The sequence below is a fragment of the Rhodoferax sp. TH121 genome (assembly GCF_002251855.1).
In the GTDB taxonomy this organism is placed as follows: Bacteria; Pseudomonadota; Gammaproteobacteria; order Burkholderiales; family Burkholderiaceae_C; genus Allorhodoferax.
This window is the reverse complement of sequence record NZ_NOXW01000022.1, coordinates 135,475-154,644: the sequence shown is the minus strand read 5'-3', so window position 1 is coordinate 154,644 and position 19,170 is coordinate 135,475. Positions and strand designations below refer to the sequence as shown.

The window sequence follows — 19,170 nt, the reverse complement described above, 5'->3', positions numbered from 1 at the left end:
AAAGCAAAAAGGGAGCCGAAGCTCCCCTCTTTTTATTCTGCAGTTATCAACGGCAGGAGGCTGGTGCCCATTTTGTATTTGAGCCTTTGCAAGTCCACGTGGAAATTTGGTTGGGGCCAGCAGATGTTGGCGACAATGTGATAACCATGTCTGCAGTTCCTGTGACAGCCACCGCACCAGTCACTTGTACAACACCACTTGCTGCATCAACAGCCATCCCCAGCAAACGAGGAGAAGAAGTAAAACCATCCGCGCATGCACTTAAGGAGCCAAAGCCGTTAGACGACACAGTTTCAGTAACACAAGTGCGAGCACCGCTAGCCGCTAGTACGATTTCTGATGCACGCGCACGGTTTGTGTAATCTTGATATGCAGGCAATGCAACAGCGGCCAGGATGCCAATGATCGCAACAACGATCATCAATTCGATCAAGGTAAAACCTTTTTGGATAGAACGCTTCATACAGAACTCCTAAAAAATGACAGAGGCCCATGTTGCAGCAGACTTCGTGCCAAGGTATATCGGCTGCTCCAATACACAAAAATGTTCATTAAATCAGAAATCCATCAGCCGCACCTTCCTACATTGACATTTTTGTCACTTAATGCATACCTGCCTGACCATCTTGAGGTCAGTTAGTCCCATCATCACTTTCTCCATTCCGTCCATCTTCAGTGTACGCATTCCACCCTCCACAGCTGCCGAGAACAGCTCCGCAACGCGAGCGCGTTCTTGTATGAGTTTTTTGACCGCATCGTCCGCCACCATGAGTTCATGCAAACCCACACGGCCTTTGTAGCCTGATCCATTGCATTTGTCGCAGCCGACGGCTTTGTATAGTTTGAGCTGGCCACTTTCCCCGTAGGTTTGCTGCCATTTGTCGACCATTTTTTTGGATTCACCAGCGTAATCCGCTTTCCAAGCGTGGGAGTGCCGCAATTCTTCGGCGTACTCTGCCGCGAACAGGCGCAGTTCCTCAGCATCTGGAACATACGCTTGTTTGCAATCACACAACTTCTTTGCAAGCCGCTGAGCCAAGATACCCAATAGTGCGTCCGCAAAGTTGAATGGATCCATCCCCATGTCCAATAAGCGGGTGATAGATTCCGGGGCTGAGTTCGTGTGCAGCGTTGAGAACACCATGTGCCCAGTCAAGGAGGCCTCAACGCCCATGGATACGGTTTCCTTGTCGCGCGACTCACCCACCATGATGATGTCCGGGTCAGCACGCAGAAAAGCGCGCATCACCAAGGCAAAGTCGATCCCTGCTTTTTTATTGATCTGAACTTGCCGCAAACCTTTCTGGGTTATTTCAACTGGGTCTTCAGCTGTCCAGATTTTGGTGTCGGGCGTATTCAAGAACTTGAGAATGGAATGCAGCGTGGTGGTTTTGCCGGAACCGGTCGGTCCGCACACATAAAACAATCCATAGGGCTTGCTGACGGTCGCCTCCAAACGCGCCTTGTTGTGCGGTGTCAGCCCCAGCTTTTCTAAAGGTATGGGTTCACCCGCAGCCAAAATTCGCATCACCACATCTTCCACGCCACCCGCGGATGGAATGGTCGCCACACGGAGCTCTATATCTAGGGGACCGTACTTCTTGAACTTGATTTTCCCGTCTTGCGGCTTTCGGCGTTCGGAGATGTCCAGATCGCACATGATCTTGAGCCGGGTAACCATTGCTTGGCGGAAATGTGCGGGAACCTCCACGTAAGGAACCAAGCTTCCATCAATGCGAAACCGAATGCCTGTTTTAAGTTTCCCCGGCATAGGCTCAATGTGAATATCAGAGACTTTTTGGTTATACGCATCAATGATGACTTTGTTGACGAACTTCACTAACTCGTTGTCTGCAGCTGCGGATTCGAGGGAATCGTCATTGGCACCATCATCAATTGGCGCGCCATCCATGTCCGCCAACAACTGGTCAATCGTGCTGCTATCTGCAGATGCTCCAAACAATTGAGCCAGTGTGTCCTTGAACTCTGCTTGGGTCGTAACTCGGTACGCAAACTTGCTCGACCGGGGGAACACCTGGGGGACAACCCGCGAGCCTTTTACAGCCTCAGGATCCAAACACATGATCACAAGACCCTCGGGCGACTCCTCCAAGGGAATCCATCCCTGCTCCACAATGAACTCGCGCTTTAGCGCGCCATGTAGCATTTCTGAGCGTATGCGACCGGCATTGAAGGGTTCGTAAGCCACGCCAAAAAATTTCGCTAAAGCCGCCCCCAGCAGTGCGGGGCTCAGTCCAAAGCTGGACATCAGTGCCGACTCGCTGGACAGCCCCTCGGCACGTGCCGCCTCCACTGTGGCCCGCAGTTCTTGCTCAGTCAGCAGCCCATCCGCTACTAGGCTATCGAATTTGCTCGCTTTTTTGACACCACCCACCTCAGCTGTCTTTTTGAGGCGCTGACGAATGGCTGTTGCCAATGTCTTGCACAACTCAGTAACGCCGTCTACTTCGAGTTCACCAAACGGTTCATCATTCTTATTGTTGATGACTTGCAAAACTCCATGCAGATGGCTTCCGTCCATGATGGGAGCCACCAGCATTTGCTTGGTTCGGTACCCGGAGCGCTTGTCGACTTCCTTCAAAAAAGACAAGGCAGGGTGGACGCGTCGTAACGCATCCTCATCGTAAACGTCCACCACGTTCAATGCGGCCTTGCTGTAAGCAGCATACCCGGCAAGACTTTGTGGAGAAATAGGCAACTTTAAGTCTCGGCTGCTGTTCAAGCCTGTCTTGATCTTGGAAACGATTGAGGTTTGGTCCTCACTCACCGCGTACAAAGTCAAACGATCCGCATTGAGAAGCTTGCAAATCTCCTGGCTGGTCTCCAGCATGATTTGTTCAATATTTTCAGTTTCATGGATACGGGCGGTCACTTGATGCAACTGCCTATAAAACAAGGCCTCAAACGTCATGCCTCTTTTTTTGGAAGGCAGCTTCTGGGATTCAAAAAATGCGTGCTCCGCACCTGCTGGCTGAATAACTGAACTCATAGGTCAAACTCCTGCCCCGCACACAGCCAACGGATGTCATGTGCGACATCTCGCCCAAAAGGCTGTGTTTGATCAAAGCGCTGAATTTCCGCCATGATCAGATCCGTTTCAGCGGGCTTAGTGTGGGTGATAAAAATAGGATACCGCGCCCCTTCGGCAATGCAATCCAACTCGTGGGATAAGGAATGTGGAGAAAGATGCAAGCTTTTTTTTGCCAGATCTTTTTCACGGTTACTGAAAGCCGTTTCAATTACCAGCATAGCGATAGGCATTTCGTTGATGCGTGCCCATAAGGCGGGGTTCCGCTCGGTATCGCCTGTATAGACCCAGTTGGCGCCCCCCTCATTCACCGCAAACCCCGCAGCAGGCACCGTATGTGTTGCCGGCAGCACCTCAATCCTCTTCCCGAACATGTGCAATTGCTCGCCGACCGAAATCTCGACAAATCGGATGAAGGGCGCATCCCCACGCGGTAGACGGGAGAAGTCAGGCCATATCACATCGTTAAATATGTGGGCCTTCAAGGCAGTTATAGTGCCTTTCAAAGCATAAATATTGAGCGGGTGGCTACGCTGGGATGCAACTGCATCCACCATTAATGGCAAAGCAGCGACATGGTCTAGATGAGAGTGGGAAAGGAATACGACATCGATAGCGGCCATTTCAGCGAGCGTCAGATCTCCCACTCCAGTTCCGGCATCCACAAGAATCTGGGCGTCAATCAAGAAAGACGTCGTTCTGCAGTCCTTGGCAATCGCTCCTGAACATCCAAGTACGCGGACTTTCACAGGTAACGCCCTATTTGGTTTCAAAATTGGTTGCGCCATCCCATTCTGGATCAAATGGCAGCAATCGCATAGAGGCTACTCTCTCGGAGTAGAGCTGGTACAGGTATTTTTTTACATTCATGCGCATTAGGTTGATCAACAACACGTCGGCTTGATCCCAGTTCTGAGCTCGATACGCACGCAAAAACACTGCCCACATCTTCAACTCTTCCGCACCCTCGGGACTAAGACGTGCAACTGGTGCCAGGGGCCAGTAAATAGAGACTGCCTGCTCCTTTCCTTTCACACGCACCCTATCCAGTTCTTGCCATGCAAAATCCGGCGACATTTTCTTCGTGCTTTCGTTCACGACAATATCGACACCATAGATCTTGGAAAGGCCTTCCAATCTGGAACCCAAATTCACTGCATCGCCGATGACGGTGTAGCTCCTTCGAATGTTGGAGCCCATGTCACCAACACACATGGTTCCGGTATTGACTCCAATACCAATACCAATCTCTGGCAAACCGGAAGCTCTATGCTCTGCATTGATTTCGCGAACTGCATTTGCCATCTCCATTGCAGATTTGACAGCCAAATGGGCGTGCTCTGCGGTCTCAACAGGTGCGCCCCAAAAGGCCATGACACAGTCCCCCATGTACTTGTCAATCGTGCCGCGATTGGCACGAATCAGCCTCGTTAGGCGACTAAAAACGCCCGTCAACAGTGACTGCAATTGCGTCGGCTCCATTTGTTCCGACATTTGGGTAAAGCCACGCATATCGCAAAACATCACCGTCATTTCACGGTTCGTCGCCTGCATGCTGTAGCTGTCCGGATCTTTCACCATCTCGTCCACCAATTCAGGTGGCACATAGGTTCCAAACAAATTGGCAAGCTCTCGTTTGGACCGGCTCTCCACAAAGTAGCCATAACTCATATTCAAACTGAAAGCAGTGACAGCCATCACCAGCACAGAGGCCAACGGTAACACTAAGCCAAACCCGAGGTAAAGCCACAAGTTCATGGCAGTCAACAGGCCGATCACCGTCAGGCTCAACAACACCGCACGTGACGCAGATAGCAAAGGCAGGCCGATCGCCAATAACAGACCTGACAACAAAACGATCACGACCTCGTAGCCCACTGCATAGTCTGGCTTTACCAACATGGTGCCATCCAGCAAAGACGAAATAATGTTCGCATGCGTTTCCACACCCGGATAGACCTCCCCGACAGGAGTAACTCGCAAATCCAAGAGCCCAGGGGCCGTCGTACCAAGCAACACGACCTTGCCCTTTAGTGAGCCTGATGGCAGCCGTTTGTTCGCAACATCTGCGGCGGAGATATAACGAAAAGAGCCGCCACTGACACCACCATATCCACGGTAAGGCACCAATGTCGCGACACGCTCATCGACCGGAATTGCAAGCGCTTTGTCGCCCTGCTTCAGCAGTATCCGGTCCATTCCTTGGTAGTTCTTGGCCAGAAAACGCTCATTGGAAAAGCCAGGAGCCACCGTTGGCATCCCTGCTATCACGCGGAACATGGCAAGGGCAATGGACTCGTAATACTCCCCTTTGTACTCCGCCAACAACGGAAGAGAACGCACAACGCCATCACCATCCGTGATTGAGTTGAAAAACCCAGCTACGGGCGCCGAACGCGCCAGTTGCTCTATGTTCGCGCCATATCCCGTCCAAGAAGTTGCCTTGATTTGTCGGCCTTGCAAAACAGATTCCGGCAAAACTGGTGCAGGCAATAAGCCACTAGATCGCCCTTCTTTGTCACTCGTGAGGTAGTAGCCCATGACAACAGGGCGATTGGCGATCGCCCTCGCAAACGTTGCGTCGAAGTCCAAGCCAGGCTGCAACTGCTTGAGACGTTCAGCGAAACCTGGATAGTCCTTTAACTCTTGGCTTGCCAACTGGTTCAGTCGCGCCAAACCCGAACTCTCATCCGCCTCCGCAAACACAACATCAAACCCAAGAACACCAACGTGTTGCTCTAAAAACAAGGTATCGACCAATTCGGCTAGCTTATTGCGCCCCCAAGGCCAACGGCCAAGCTCAGCCAAGCTTTTCTCGTCAATATCGATGATGACAATACGGTCATCTAGCGTGCGGGGCATAGTTGCTTGAAGGCGCGCATCGTAAATGATGTCGTCCAAGCGCTGAATAACGCCAATACGGGCCACCCCCATAGCGTGCAACAAAACAAGAAGCACTGGGATCAGCGTCACCGCAATACGCTGCCAGTGTTTTGCTACCGCTTTCATGGAATGCCAGCCAGCGTCAAGGATACGAATTGGTCAGGCTGGCTGACGGGCCAGAGATCAGGTTTGCACGAACTGCATTTGGGTTCCCGCCAACTCTACCAAGTCACCATTTTTAAGAGAAATGGGGTCAGTACCAATAGGCGCCCCATTCAAGGTGGGATTTCCGGCCCCCTCCACGTGGTGCACCACATAACCATGTTGCCGACGAGTAATGGCGGCGACTGCAACACCGGGCTTGCCAATCGTAGTCACCACTTTGGTCAATGGAACCTCACGGCCAGAAGCAGCACCGGACAGCACTTTGATCGCTGCATGAAATGCACCGAGCCCTGTTGAGTCGCCCGCAACAGTGGGATAGCCCGAAGCCGGGGCACTTGGCGGAACCACAGCCGGGCGTGCGCGCACAACCATGGTTTTGTCGAAGTTCTCCGCAGCGCCATCACCAACAAACTTGATTTTGTACTTGCCAATTTCAATGCCGTCGCCGTTTTGCAATTGCTGCTTTTTCACGGCTTTGCCATTGATGTAAGTACCGTTCGTGCTGTTCAGGTCTTCTAGGAACACTTCGCCACCCGTCATAAGCAATACGGCGTGTTCACCACTTACAGCCAAGTTATCGATAACGATATCGTTGTAGGGACGGCGCCCCAAAGTCGTGCGGTCCTTCGTAAGCTGAACTTCCTTGATCACGACCTCATCGATCGAAACGATCATCTTCGGCATGATCGACTCCTTTTTCTGTAATTGGTTTGTGGAAAATCTCAGTACTCTACTTCCCTAGCAGCTTGGCAAACAATCCACGCCGCTCCGATGCCTCGCTAACCGATACCATCAATACAGAAATATTGTCCCTACCGCCATGCTCATTTGCGGAAGAGATCAGCAAATCTGCTTTCTGGTCTAGCGTCGCGCCTTCGCACACGATTCTAGCGATTAGTTCATCGGCAACCATGTCCGACAAACCGTCTGAGCACATAAGATACAAGTCGCCTGGCTCGACCACGTGCTCATTGACATCCAGCGCAACTGCATCTTCGACTCCCAAAGCACGCGTCACCAGATTTTTGATCGAGGACGTCGCCGCTTGCTCAGGGGAAATCAAACCCGCATCAATTTGTTCCTGCAGCAATGAATGATCCTTGGTGATCTGGCTCAGCACACCGGCGCGCAACCGGTAGCACCGCGAATCTCCGATGTGCCCCAGCAAAAGGCGATCGTCGCGAAACACCCCGACGACCAAGGTGGTTCCCATACCGGCATACGCTGCATTGGCATTGGCGGAGTTGAATATCGCCATATTGGCGTTGTCAACGCAAATCTCCATCGCCCGCCGCACTTCTTTTGCCTGTGCAGTTGGCCCGGCCTCCGTCAACCAACGGCTGAGTTCGGATTTGATAAAAGCCGTCGCCATTCCACTTGCGATCTCGCCCGCGTTGTATCCACCCATGCCATCCGCCAGCACCGCCACCTTCGCGGCCTCCTCAAAGGCGACAGAATCCTCGTTGTTATCTCTGGTCCGACCCGGATCTGTCTGGGCGCAAAACTGGTACATCATGGGTGCGGTCAAATTTCTATGTCGGTAGAACCGATGGCTGGGTTTACATCCAAGCGGCCTGTTTTGTGTGCCACGGTACGGTCGTAGGCCGCAGCATTGGGATTGGTTGCAACAAAATCGGGACTGCCCACAATGTCAGCTCGAACTACTGGCGCACTGGGTACTGTTGCAGTGTCCAGTCTGATTCCACGCAGATCAACCGCAACTTGTGCACCATCTTGGTAACGCAGTTCGGGGCGTTTGTGCAACATCAGGGCAACAATACCAGCCAATGTCTCCGGTAACTCTGGCCGAATCACACGCACGTCGGGCGCTTCCTCATTCGCAATTTTGAACATGAGCTCCGCCATGGAGTCACCACGGAAAGGTAGCACACCCGTCAGCAACTGGAAGAGCATGACACCCAGAGAATACAAGTCGGAACGACCATCCACTTTCTTGCCTGCCAATTGCTCGGGGGACATAAAGCTGGGCGTCCCCAACACCAAACCGGTCTTGGTTTTACTGGAGTCAGTGATGCGGGCGATCCCGAAATCGGTCACCTTGACCGTGTCGCTTTCACGCTCATACATGATGTTGGCTGGTTTGATATCGCGGTGGACCACCATTTGCTTGTGGGCATAGTCCAAGGCCTCCGCCACTCTTGCAACAATGCTGATAACGGTAGGTATCGGCAATAAATTACCGCCTTTGCAATAGTCAACCAGATCTCGCCCTTTCAGGAACTCCATGGCGATGTAGGCCAAATCGTGTTCTTCTCCTGCATCAAAAATGGTGACGATATTCTGGTGCTGCAAACGTCCGGCGGTCTCTGCTTCACGGAAGAAACGTTCGCGCGCATCCGTCAACTCTTCGCCCGCGAACTCTTGACTCAGCGCCATGGTTTTGATCGCAACCACCCGGCCAATCTTCGGGTCTTTTCCGAGATAGACCACGCCCATGGCACCCTTGCCGAGCTCTTTCTCCACTTGGTAGCGTCCCAGCATAGGTTTTTCTACTGCCCCTCCATCGAGAAGCATGGTGCCGCCCGGATGTCCGCCACTGCCAAGAATGACGGTCTCCGATAGATTCTTAGCTCGGCTTAACTTGGCTTTTATGTCCTTGTAGCTAGCATCAAAAGCGGCCATGTGCTCGTACACCGCCTCCGCTTTGTTGAATTGGCGCTTGCGTTCAAAATCCAGCGCCAAACTGTACAAATTACCCATCACTGCATCGCCCATGGGGACTCGGCGAAAGCGATCGAACGCCATGTCCAACTGACCTTGTCCTTGCAAGGCCAGTCCCATCATGCGATTGGTTTCCGCAGACTCCTCGTCCGCCTTGACCTTGCCGGCCTCGGTTATCAAAAATCGCTTGGTCGTTAGCGCTAGATGTCCCAGCACCAACACAAAGGCAGGAAAAACCAGCTGGATCCAGGTTGCCCCGGCCGACAACAAACCAAACTCTAGCAAAAGCAGAGCGACAAAACTTCCGAACGTAACGGCAGCAGCGGTTCCAGCTGCCAGCCTAGGAAGCAACCAGACGATATACCCCGCCACCAACAGAAAAACTCCGAGGCTGGCCCACAGCGCCCATCCAGGCTGGACAATGTAATGCTCGCTCAGGATGCTGGATGTTATGTGGGCAATCGTCTCAGCAGGCGATAAGGACGCATACCCCGGCACAGGGAACTGCACGCCGACCCCTGCGGCGGTTGCCCCGATAATCACAATCTTGTCTGCGTACTTGCTGGTCGGGATTTTGCCGCTCAAAACGTCGTAAAAAGAATCCACCGCAAAAGCTGGCTTGCCATCGTGCGGTCTATAAAACTGAGGGAGCATCAAGGCAGCTCCATCCGTTTTGACCCGCAACCGCCCCACCTGCACAGAATCACCCACATTCAACCGGATATCGGATGTAGTCAAATTCAAGCTATTTGCGGCCGTTAGCAGCGCCATAGAAGGGATGGCCCTGCCATAAAAATTTACCAGCAATGGCTCAAGACGGACCGCGCCATCCACATCAGGAAACTGGTTCAAATGGCCAATACCCGCCGCCACGCTGCCTAGGGCTTCTATCGGCTGTTGTCCACGCTGCGACTGAATGGAATAGCCAGTGTTTTCTTCAATGGCACTTTTATCAGCATAGGGTGGTAAAGGCTGATCAGGCCGCCCTTGTGGCTCCCCTAAAACATACACCGAAGGCAGAATCACATTGCCAGCAGCCCGCACACTGGCGGCCAGTTTGGCATCGGTGTCCAATGTTTGCTCGGCCTCCGATATCAGTTGTGCAATTTGTTCGTTGGGAGCAGCGCCATCTACAGGCACATTCACAGCCGCTTTTATTTTGCGAATGAATTGCAAACCCGGATCGACCTGTGGCTCGATAAAGAATGCCGTGTGCGCAATTGTCTTGGCCTTTGCTGCGGACAACTGATCGATCAACTTCGCATGCACATCCCGGGGCCAGGGCCAACGCCCGATATTGGCAATACTCTGGTCATCAATCGCTATCACAGCGATACGGTCGGACGGCTGGCGTGCAGCACTGGTGCTTGCAAAATCGTAGAAACGGCGTTCCAAGGTCCCCACAAAATCTGTTGCCAGATGCAATGCAACGGCCGCCAACACCACGGCAACACCTGCAAACCAATCGGTCCGCCAAACTACCTGCGATTTTGAAGAACGTTTCGCCACCCCTCACCCTCACCCTGTGTCAGGCTGACTCTGTCAGCCACGTCTCACCCGCCCACACCAGACGGATGGGGCCTAAAGTTGTAACAGTATCAGACAGCAAGTCCTTCCACAAGGTGATAAAGCACGCGACCAAGGCTTTTTGACAAGTGGAAAACCAGCGCGATAAACGGAGTCCGGCCCCGTTACGCGCTTGTGCTGACACGCTTGCGACTCAGGTAACCCAAGGCATACACGAGCACAGCCCCCGCGACACCCAGACCATAACTCCAAACGGCCGTTTGCGGCAGAACCTCTTTCATGGCCGGATCACCATGGGCCATGGTGCCAGCAATCCAACCCAAGAGCATGCCTCCCACAGTGATGATCATCGGGAACCTGTCCATCAATTTAAGAACCAGCTGGCTGCCCCAAATGATGATGGGAATGCTCACCAACAAACCAAAAATGACCAATGGCAGCTGATGATCGCCGCCAGCCCCCGTCGCAGCTCCAGCAATGGCGATCACATTGTCCACGCTCATTACCAAGTCCGCCACGATCACCGTTTTGACAGCCGCCCACAGCTTGTCACTTCCTTCGATATTGGCATGTTCGTCCTCGTCATGGGGTGCCAAAAGTTTGACGCCTATCCACAACAACAGGGCAGCACCCACCAGCTTCAGAAAAGGGATTTGCAACAGGGTCAATGCAAAAGCAATCAGCACCACGCGCAGCACAATCGCACCCGCGGTACCCCAAAGAATGCCTTTGATGCGCTGGTGCGCTGGCAATTTGCGACATGCAAGCGCGATCACCACGGCATTGTCGCCACCCAACAAAATGTCGATCATGATGATCTGACCGACGGCAATCCAGAAATGTGCTGTGAGAAATTCTTCCACGGTAGTCCTTGTGCGGAGTGCATCACTCCAAAATGCAAAAGCCGGATTGTCCTTCAGGACATCCGGCTTGTGTGAAGGTCAGCACGCCGACCTGTTCCATCGCACCACGCTTACAGCATGGCCTTGAGCAGCTTCGCCATTTCGGATGGGTTGCGTGTGACCTTGAAGCCGCACTCTTCCATCACAGCCAGCTTCGCATCCGCGGTGTCTGCACCACCGGAGATCAAGGCGCCCGCATGGCCCATGCGTTTGCCGGGGGGCGCAGTCACGCCAGCGATAAAGCCCACGATGGGTTTCTTCATGTTCAGCTTGCACCAACGGGCCGCTTCGGCTTCGTCCGGTCCGCCGATTTCGCCGATCATGATGACGGCGTCGGTATCGGGATCGTCGTTGAACGCCTTCATCACGTCGATGTGCTTCAAGCCGTTGATGGGGTCACCACCAATACCGACAGCAGACGACTGGCCCAGACCGATTTCGGTCAGTTGCGCCACAGCTTCATAGGTCAGCGTACCGGAACGAGACACCACGCCAATACGGCCCTTGCGGTGGATGTGACCGGGCATGATGCCGATTTTGATTTCGTCAGGGGTGATCAGACCGGGGCAGTTGGGGCCCAACAGCAGGGTCTTCTTGCCGCCGGCAGCTTCCTTGGCCTTCATCTTGTTGCGCACTTCCAGCATGTCGCGCACTGGAATGCCCTCGGTAATGCAGATCGCCAGGTCCAGATCGGCTTCTACAGCCTCCCAGATGGCAGCAGCAGCGCCAGCGGGTGGTACATAGATCACAGACACGGTCGCGCCGGTGTCGCTGGCAGCTTCCTTGACGGAGGCGTAGATCGGGATGTTGAAGATGGACTCACCAGCCTTCTTGGGGTTCACACCAGCAACAAAGCAATTCTTGCCGTTTGCGTATTCTTGGCACTTTTCAGTGTGGAACTGACCCGTCTTGCCGGTAATGCCTTGGGTGATGACCTTGGTGTCTTTATTGATAAAGATCGACATGATGTTTCCTTAGCCTTTCACTGCTGCGACAACTTTTTGAGCCGCTTCAGCCATGCTGTCGGCGCTGATGATGGGCAGGCCGGATTCGGCCAGCATTTTCTTGCCCAGCTCTTCGTTCGTACCCTTCATGCGCACCACCAGAGGTACAGACAGGTTCACCGCCTTGCAAGCTGTGATCACGCCAGTGGCGATGGTGTCGCACTTCATGATGCCGCCGAATATGTTGACCAGAATGGCTTTGACCTTGTCGTTCTTCAACATGATCTTGAACGCTTCGGTCACCTTCTCGGGGGTGGCACCGCCGCCCACGTCCAGGAAGTTGGCAGGCTCAGCGCCGAACAGCTTGATGGTGTCCATGGTGGCCATGGCCAGACCGGCACCGTTCACCAAGCAACCGATATTGCCGTCCAGCGAGATGTACGCCAAGTCGAACTTGGAAGCCTCTACTTCGGCCGCGTCTTCTTCGTCCAGATCGCGGTACGCCACGATTTCGGGGTGACGGAACAGAGCGTTAGAGTCAAAGTTGAACTTGGCGTCCAAGGCGATCAAGTTGCCCTTGGAGTCACAGTTCAATGGATTGATTTCCACCAGCGACGCATCGGTGTCCATGTAGCACTTGTAGATCTTGGCGAAGATGTCCACGGCTTGGTCGATGGAAGCGCCGGTCAGGCCAATGGCTGCGGCCACTTTTTTGCTCTGCTCGGTAGTGATGCCGGTCAGAGGATCGATCATTTCGGTCACGATCTTCTCGGGCGTGGAGTGGGCCACTTCCTCAATGTCCATGCCGCCTTCGCTCGATGCGATCAGGGCTACCTTCTGGGTCGCGCGGTCAGTCACCAGCGACACATACAGTTCGTTCTTGATGTCAGCGCCGTCTTCAATGTAGAGGCGGCGTACCTTCTGGCCTTCGGGTCCAGTCTGGTGCGTCTTGAGTTGCATGCCCAAGATGTCGCCAGCGAGGCGCTTGACGTCGTCGATGGACTTGGCCACCTTCACGCCACCACCCTTGCCACGGCCACCGGCGTGGATTTGTGCCTTGACAACCCAAACTGGGCCACCAAGCTTTTGAGCGGCTTCCACCGCTTCTTGCACTGTGAAAGCAGGGATGCCGCGGGGCACCGGCACACCGAACTGGCGCAAGATTTCCTTGCCTTGGTATTCGTGAATCTTCATGACGTCTCTCTCTGGACTGGACAATTTTCACCATGCCGCAACATGAAATTGCGAGCGCATGGCACTGGACACATCAGCCTGCGACTGTATCATGGTGCGATGCACAATACTTGTGCGAGGCTTACAGCCTGTGGGTTTGCGAGGCACTGCCTATCTTGACTGCCCATCATCTTCCCCTAATTGACGAATGACAAATCGGATGAAAAAGATCTTTATTGATGGCGAAGCTGGCACCACCGGGCTGCAGATTCGGGAGCGCCTGCAGGCCATGCCGCAGATCAAACTGCTCAGCATTGACCCCGCTCTGCGCAAAGACCCGCAAGCCAAGCGTGCCTTGGTGGCACAGGCCGACCTCGTGGTTTTGTGCCTGCACGATGACGCCGCCCTGGAAACCGTGGCCATGGTGGACGGACTGGAGAAGGAGACCGGACGCCCCGGCCCGCGCATCATCGACGCCTCCACCGCGCACCGTACTGCTGCTAGCTGGGTCTATGGCTTCCCTGAATTGGCTGCAAGCCAGCGCGACGCTGTGGCAAACGCCCGCCGCGTCAGCAACCCCGGCTGCTACGCCACTGGCGCCATTGCGTTGATTCGCCCGCTGGTGGATGCGGGCCTGCTACCTGCCGACTTCCCCGTATGCCTGCCTTCGGTCAGCGGCTATTCCGGCGGTGGACGCACCATGATCGAAGCGTACGAGCAAGGCACCGCCGCTCCCTACGAGCTGTATGCGCTGGGGCTCAAGCACAAGCACATCCCCGAAATCATGAAATTCACGGGCCTGACACGGCGCCCGCTGTTCGTGCCCTCGGTAGGCAATTTCAAGCAGGGCATGCTGGTGCAACTGCCGCTGCATCTGGACACGCTGCCTGGCCAACCCACGGCGCAAGATTTGCACACCGCGCTGGCCCAACACTACGCAGGCAGCACTTGGGTCACCGTGGAGCCTGTTACGCCGGACCTGAAGTTGGATGCCGCCGCCCTGGCCGACACCAACAAGCTGGAACTGCGCGTATTTGCGAATGACGCCGCCAAAGACGGCTTTGCCCATGCGGTGCTCGTGGCTCGCCTGGACAACCTGGGCAAGGGAGCAAGTGGCGCCGCAGTGCAAAACCTGCAGCTGATGCTCGGCTTGTAAACCTAGCCCCACGCTCCGCCGCTACGCGGGTCGCTGCCCCCTAAAGGGGCGCGTTTCAGCTTGGGGCGGCCCAGCGCTGAAACCGGGCCCTAGATTGCACGGCGTTAATCTTCTTCCGCGCCCGACACCACCTTGTGGATGGTGTCGCCGCCAAAGCCGCGGCTGGCCAAAAACCGCATGTGCTTGCCACGCTCAGCCGCATCGGCGGGCGGCTTGCCGAACCTCTTGCGCCAGACCTCGCGGGCCCGCTCCAACTCCGTAGCACGCAAAGCATGTACCGCCTCGGCCACCGCCTCGGGCTCCAACCCCTTGGCCTGCAGCTCCTGTTTGATGCGCGACGCGCCAAGCTTGCCTGCCCGCCGATGGACGACCGACTCCAACACCCGGGTTTCGTTGATGAAGCCCTTGGCTTGCAAAGCGTCCAGCACCTTGGCCACGGCACCCTCTTCCTCTGCGTGCGGCGCCAGCTTGCGCTCCAGCTCAGCCCGGGAATGCTCCCGGGTGCTGAGCAGGCGCAAAGCCCGTCCGGTCAGAGACAGCGCAGGCTTTGCTCCGAAATTCATAGCTAGTTGCGCTGTATTGGCGAGGTCCAGAGACCAATTTACTCAGATTTATCGGCCTTGTCGGCCTTTTTGCCCTTGGCCTTGACCTCGGGCTCGGCCACCGGCAGCAAGGGGATGCCCAGGCCTTCGCGCACCTTGTTCTCGATCTCCACCGACAGCGCGGGGTTCTCGCGCAGGAATTCACGGGCGTTGTCACGGCCTTGGCCGATCTTCTCGCCCTGGTAGGCGTACCAAGCGCCCGACTTTTCCAGAATGCCGGCAGTCACGCCCATGTCGATGATTTCGCCATGGCGGCTGATGCCTTCGCCGAACAGGATGTCGAACTCCGCCGTCTTGAACGGGGGCGAGACCTTGTTCTTGACCACTTTGACCTTGGTTTCGTTGCCGATCGCGTCTTCACCCTTCTTGATGGTGCCGGTGCGGCGGATGTCCAAGCGGACCGAAGCGTAGAACTTCAGCGCGTTGCCACCCGTGGTGGTTTCAGGCGAGCCGAACATCACGCCAATCTTCATGCGGATCTGGTTGATGAAAATGACCATGCAGTTGGTCTTCTTGATGTGGGCGGTGAGCTTGCGCAGCGCCTGGCTCATCAAGCGGGCTTGCAGGCCGGGCAGGCTGTCGCCCATTTCGCCCTCCAGCTCGGCCTTGGGTGTCAGTGCGGCGACCGAGTCGACGATGATCAGGTCGACCGCGCCGGAGCGCACCAGGCTGTCCACGATTTCCAGCGCCTGCTCGCCAGTGTCGGGCTGGCTGATCAGCAGGTCTTGCAGGTTGACACCCAGCTTCTGGGCGTACTGCACGTCCAGCGCGTGTTCGGCGTCGACGAAGGCGCACTGGCCACCTTGCTTCTGCATTTCGGCAATCACTTGCAGCGTCAACGTGGTCTTGCCGGAGGATTCCGGGCCGTAGATTTCAACGACGCGGCCGCGTGGCAGACCGCCTACGCCCAGCGCAATGTCCAGCCCCAGCGAGCCGGTGGAGACGACCTGGATGTCTTCGATCACCTCGCCTTCGCCCAGGCGCATGATGGTGCCCTTGCCGAATTGCTTTTCGATCTGGGCCAGGGCCACTTGCAGGGCCTTGGCTTTTTCGCTGTTGGCGGGATTCATGCTGTTCAGGCCTTTGACGGGTGCGTCCATGAGAAATCTCCTTGAAAATCAACGGTTTTGTACGGCGCAGCCATCTGGATTTAACAACAGGCTGGATGCTTGAACAGTAGTTTAAGCGCGCACGTTGTGTAACGCAAATACATTTATTAGTCAGTTTGCATTACCATCCAAATGTGCCTGATTTCCCGCCCACCCATACCGACACGTGGCGCCACAACCACCTGGGCCATTGGCTGCGCCTCGCGCTGGAACGTTTCGACGCACGGGTGCTGGAGCTCATGGCGCGCCACCCCGGTGTACCGCTGGGCCTGTCCAACCTGGCTGAACGTGGGCAGGTGGGTGCCGCCCATATCCATATCACGCGCCACCTCGCCCTGGAAGGTCTGCGTCTCACCGACCTGGCCCAACGCGCGGGCATGAGCAAGCAGGCCATGGGCACGCTGGTCAGCCAGTGCGAAGCTTGGGGCATGGTGACACGGGAAGACGACCCGGCCGATGCGCGCGCACGTCGCGTGCAGTTCACCGCCACGGGTCTGGCCTGGTTAGGTGCCTACCAAGAAGCGGTGGCGCAAGCCGAAAGCGAGTTGCGCCACGCCATCAGCCCCGAAGTCGCCACGGTAGTAGCCTTGGGTCTGGAAGCGTACAGCGCCTGATCATGCCCCTCCCAAGGGGGCTCGATTGCCTTGGGGCGGCACTGCGGCAAACTGGCATGCCCCACGCTCATCCTTTGGCGGGCAACTCGGGCGCAAGGGCACGCGCCTAGAATGGCAAAAACATTGCAGCAACGCGCCGCCCGAGCGAGGAGACACCCATGCGAATACTCATAGCCGAAGACGATCAGGTGCTGGCCGATGGCCTGCTGCGCGCCCTGCGCAGCGCCGGTGCAGCGGTCGACCACGTGGCCAGCGGCACCGAAGCCGACGCGGCCCTGATGACCAATACCGAGTTCGACCTATTGATCCTTGACCTGGGCTTGCCCAAGATGCATGGCTTGGAGGTGCTCAAGAAATTGCGCGCGCGCGGCTCTTCGCTTCCCGTGCTCATCCTCACCGCGGCAGACAGCGTGGACGAGCGCGTCAAAGGCCTGGACTACGGTGCCGATGACTACATGGCCAAACCTTTCAGCCTGCAAGAGCTGGAAGCCCGCGTGCGGGCCTTGGTACGTCGCGGCATGGGCGCCACCAGCGCCAGCATCAAACACGGCCCACTGACCTACGACCAAGCAGGCCGCGTAGCAACGATTGACGGCAAGATGGTAGAACTGTCTGCGCGCGAACTGGGCCTGCTGGAAGTGCTGCTGCAGCGCGCCGGCCGCTTGGTCAGCAAAGACCAGCTGGTCGAACGCCTATGCGAGTGGGGCGAAGAAGTGAGCAACAACGCCATCGAGGTCTATATCCACCGCCTGCGCAAGAAGATCGAGAAGGGGCCCATCCGCATTGCCACTGTGCGCGGCCTGGGGTATTGCCTCGAGAAGATTGCCCCCTGATAGATTGCTATTTATTTGATAGCTGTTTGCGCAGAAAATACGAGGCCTAGTGCCTTATTTGGCTTAAAAAAGACGCCGTGCCGATGAAGCTCTTCCAGCGCGAGCAACGCAGCCTGTTCGGGGAAATCCTGGACTGGATGCTCACGCCGCTGCTGCTGCTGTGGCCGGTGAGCCTGGTGCTGACTTGGCTGGTGGCCCAAGGCATTGCGGGCAAACCCTTTGACCGCTCGCTCGAATACAACGTGGGCGCGCTGGCCCAGCTCATCACCACCCAGAAGAACCAAGCCCAGTTTGTGCTGCCGCTGCCCGCCCGCGAGCTGCTGCGTGCCGACGACGCCGACACCGTGTACTACCAGGTTCTGGGCAGCCAAGGCGAGTACCTGAGCGGCGAAAAGGAGCTGCCCCTCCCCCCTGAAGACGAACGTCTCCCCCCCGGCGAGGTGCGCATGCGGGATGTGGAATTCAAGGGCGTAGACCTGAAGGTGGCCTACATGTGGGTCAAACTAGACCTGCCGCACGCCAAACCCGCCCTGGTGCAGGTGGCCGAGACCATGGACAAGCGCTCCGTGCTGGCGACCGAAATCGTCAAGGGCGTGATGCTGCCGCAGTTCGTCATCCTGCCACTGGCCGTGCTGCTGGTCTGGCTGGCGCTGGTGCAGGCCATCAAGCCACTCAACAGCCTGGAAGAGCGAATCCGCGCGCGCAGCCCGGACGACCTGAGCCCGCTGGACGTGGAGGCCGTGCCGCTGGAGGTGGTGCCCCTCGTATCTTCGGTGAACGACCTGCTGATGCGCCTGAAGGACTCGATCGCCACGCAAAAACGCTTCCTGGCCGACGCCGCCCACCAGCTCAAGACCCCGCTGGCCGGCTTGCGCATGCAGGCCGACCTGGCCCAGCGCCAGGGCGCCAGCGCGGAAGACCTGAAACAGTCCCTGCGCCAGATCGGCCGCTCCAGCATTCGGGCTACCCACACCGTGAACCAGCTGTTGGCGCTAGCCCGCGCCGAGAGCAGCGGCGCCGTGCTGAGCCACCAACCCTGTGACCTGGCACGCCTCACCATGGACGTGGTCCGCGACTGCGTACCGCGGGCCATGGACAAGCACATCGATCTGGGCTTTGAAGGCGTCCAGCCGGGCACTGAGGGCGCCAGCATCGCCGGCAACCCGACCCTGCTCAAGGAAATGGTGCGCAATCTGGTGGACAACGCCATCAACTACACGCCCAGCAGTGCCGACAAACCCGGCGTCATCACCGCCCGCGTGCTGGTGGACCCGTTCAGCAAGGCGCTGGTATTGCAGGTCGAGGACTCCGGCCCCGGTATTCCGGTGGCCGAGCGGGAACTGGTGTTCCAGCCCTTTTACCGCGCGCTGGGCAACGAGGCCGATGGCTCAGGCTTGGGTCTGCCCATCGTGCTGGAAATTGCACGCCAGCACCATGCCACGATCTCCGTCGAAGACGCCAAACCGGGCGCAGCCATGCCGGGTGCGAGTTTCACACTGCGCTTTCATCCACCACCCGACAGCCTCTGAGC

Annotated in this window: 16 protein-coding genes; 4 read left to right on the top strand and 12 right to left on the bottom strand. The window is 56.4% G+C overall.

Features of this window, described 5'->3' with window-relative positions; genetic code table 11:
* Positions 1-46 precede the first annotated feature (46 nt).
* The 10 genes from CHU94_RS15120 to sucC form a co-directional block, all read right to left on the bottom strand.
* Positions 47-463 (bottom strand): prepilin-type N-terminal cleavage/methylation domain-containing protein, encoded by a 417-nt coding sequence (locus tag CHU94_RS15120; protein ID WP_094481389.1) that lies wholly within the window; start codon positions 461-463, stop codon positions 47-49.
* 135 nt (positions 464-598) lie between these two features.
* Complete coding sequence (locus CHU94_RS15115; protein WP_094481387.1) at positions 599-3,010, bottom strand: ATPase, T2SS/T4P/T4SS family; 2,412 nt, start codon at positions 3,008-3,010, stop codon at positions 599-601.
* Positions 3,007-3,798, bottom strand: coding sequence for a 3',5'-cyclic-nucleotide phosphodiesterase (locus CHU94_RS15110; RefSeq protein WP_094481385.1), 792 nt, complete (start codon positions 3,796-3,798; stop codon positions 3,007-3,009). Before CHU94_RS15110 ends, CHU94_RS15115 begins: the two co-directional genes overlap by 4 nt.
* Before the next feature lie 10 nt (positions 3,799-3,808).
* The gene (locus CHU94_RS15105; RefSeq protein WP_094481383.1) at positions 3,809-6,058 is read right to left on the bottom strand and encodes a CHASE2 domain-containing protein; all 2,250 of its coding nucleotides are present in this window, start codon (positions 6,056-6,058) and stop codon (positions 3,809-3,811) included.
* 57 nt (positions 6,059-6,115) lie between these two features.
* Entirely contained in the window at positions 6,116-6,781 is a 666-nt protein-coding gene (locus tag CHU94_RS15100; protein ID WP_094481381.1) for an FHA domain-containing protein, read from the bottom strand.
* Between the two features lie 46 nt (positions 6,782-6,827).
* The gene (locus CHU94_RS15095; protein WP_094481379.1) at positions 6,828-7,613 is read right to left on the bottom strand and encodes a Stp1/IreP family PP2C-type Ser/Thr phosphatase; all 786 of its coding nucleotides are present in this window, start codon (positions 7,611-7,613) and stop codon (positions 6,828-6,830) included.
* An 8-nt stretch (positions 7,614-7,621) separates the two neighbouring features.
* Positions 7,622-10,288, bottom strand: coding sequence for a CHASE2 domain-containing serine/threonine-protein kinase (locus CHU94_RS15090; protein ID WP_094481377.1), 2,667 nt, complete (start codon positions 10,286-10,288; stop codon positions 7,622-7,624).
* 182 nt (positions 10,289-10,470) lie between these two features.
* Positions 10,471-11,169: a TerC family protein gene (locus tag CHU94_RS15085; RefSeq protein ID WP_094481375.1), complete on the bottom strand. Its 699-nt coding sequence runs from the start codon at positions 11,167-11,169 to the stop codon at positions 10,471-10,473.
* A 110-nt stretch (positions 11,170-11,279) separates the two neighbouring features.
* Positions 11,280-12,173, bottom strand: coding sequence for a succinate--CoA ligase subunit alpha (gene sucD, locus CHU94_RS15080; RefSeq protein WP_094481373.1), 894 nt, complete (start codon positions 12,171-12,173; stop codon positions 11,280-11,282).
* A gap of 9 nt (positions 12,174-12,182) precedes the next feature.
* Positions 12,183-13,346, bottom strand: a complete 1,164-nt coding sequence (gene sucC / locus CHU94_RS15075) for an ADP-forming succinate--CoA ligase subunit beta (RefSeq protein ID WP_094481371.1) — start codon at positions 13,344-13,346, stop codon at positions 12,183-12,185.
* 199 nt (positions 13,347-13,545) lie between these two features.
* Between sucC and argC the strand changes: the two genes are divergently transcribed.
* Complete coding sequence (gene argC, locus CHU94_RS15070) at positions 13,546-14,481, top strand: N-acetyl-gamma-glutamyl-phosphate reductase (protein WP_094481369.1); 936 nt, start codon at positions 13,546-13,548, stop codon at positions 14,479-14,481.
* Positions 14,482-14,585: 104 nt separating this feature from the next.
* On the opposite strand, the gene recX is transcribed toward argC, so the two are convergent.
* Together recX and recA are read right to left on the bottom strand one after the other, a co-directional pair.
* Positions 14,586-15,044 (bottom strand): recombination regulator RecX, encoded by a 459-nt coding sequence (gene recX, locus CHU94_RS15065; protein ID WP_094481367.1) that lies wholly within the window; start codon positions 15,042-15,044, stop codon positions 14,586-14,588.
* A 38-nt stretch (positions 15,045-15,082) separates the two neighbouring features.
* Positions 15,083-16,183: a recombinase RecA gene (recA, locus tag CHU94_RS15060; protein ID WP_094481365.1), complete on the bottom strand. Its 1,101-nt coding sequence runs from the start codon at positions 16,181-16,183 to the stop codon at positions 15,083-15,085.
* A 143-nt stretch (positions 16,184-16,326) separates the two neighbouring features.
* Between recA and CHU94_RS15055 the strand changes: the two genes are divergently transcribed.
* The 3 genes from CHU94_RS15055 (at position 16,327) to CHU94_RS15045 (ending at position 19,168) form a co-directional block, all read left to right on the top strand.
* Entirely contained in the window at positions 16,327-16,806 is a 480-nt protein-coding gene (locus tag CHU94_RS15055; RefSeq protein WP_094481363.1) for a MarR family winged helix-turn-helix transcriptional regulator, read from the top strand.
* Between the two features lie 158 nt (positions 16,807-16,964).
* Entirely contained in the window at positions 16,965-17,639 is a 675-nt protein-coding gene (locus CHU94_RS15050; RefSeq protein ID WP_094481361.1) for a response regulator transcription factor, read from the top strand.
* A gap of 83 nt (positions 17,640-17,722) precedes the next feature.
* A complete protein-coding gene (locus CHU94_RS15045; RefSeq protein WP_094481359.1) occupies positions 17,723-19,168 on the top strand; it encodes a sensor histidine kinase in 1,446 nt (481 codons plus the stop codon).
* Positions 19,169-19,170 lie beyond the last annotated feature (2 nt).

Excerpts from the sequence above, each read along its gene's own strand:
- CHU94_RS15120 (WP_094481389.1), bottom strand. The coding sequence starts at position 463 with ATGAAGCGTTCTATCCAAAAAGGTTTTACCTTGATCGAATTGATGATC.
- CHU94_RS15105 (WP_094481383.1), bottom strand. The coding sequence starts at position 6,058 with ATGAAAGCGGTAGCAAAACACTGGCAGCGTATTGCGGTGACGCTGATC.
- recA (WP_094481365.1), bottom strand. The coding sequence starts at position 16,183 with ATGGACGCACCCGTCAAAGGCCTGAACAGCATGAATCCCGCCAACAGC.
- recX (WP_094481367.1), bottom strand. The coding sequence starts at position 15,044 with ATGAATTTCGGAGCAAAGCCTGCGCTGTCTCTGACCGGACGGGCTTTG.
- argC (WP_094481369.1), top strand. The coding sequence starts at position 13,546 with ATGAAAAAGATCTTTATTGATGGCGAAGCTGGCACCACCGGGCTGCAG.
- CHU94_RS15115 (WP_094481387.1), bottom strand. The coding sequence starts at position 3,010 with ATGAGTTCAGTTATTCAGCCAGCAGGTGCGGAGCACGCATTTTTTGAA.
- sucD (WP_094481373.1), bottom strand. The coding sequence starts at position 12,173 with ATGTCGATCTTTATCAATAAAGACACCAAGGTCATCACCCAAGGCATT.
- CHU94_RS15050 (WP_094481361.1), top strand. The coding sequence starts at position 16,965 with ATGCGAATACTCATAGCCGAAGACGATCAGGTGCTGGCCGATGGCCTG.
- CHU94_RS15095 (WP_094481379.1), bottom strand. The coding sequence starts at position 7,613 with ATGATGTACCAGTTTTGCGCCCAGACAGATCCGGGTCGGACCAGAGAT.
- CHU94_RS15045 (WP_094481359.1), top strand. The coding sequence starts at position 17,723 with ATGAAGCTCTTCCAGCGCGAGCAACGCAGCCTGTTCGGGGAAATCCTG.
- CHU94_RS15100 (WP_094481381.1), bottom strand. The coding sequence starts at position 6,781 with ATGCCGAAGATGATCGTTTCGATCGATGAGGTCGTGATCAAGGAAGTT.
- sucC (WP_094481371.1), bottom strand. The coding sequence starts at position 13,346 with ATGAAGATTCACGAATACCAAGGCAAGGAAATCTTGCGCCAGTTCGGT.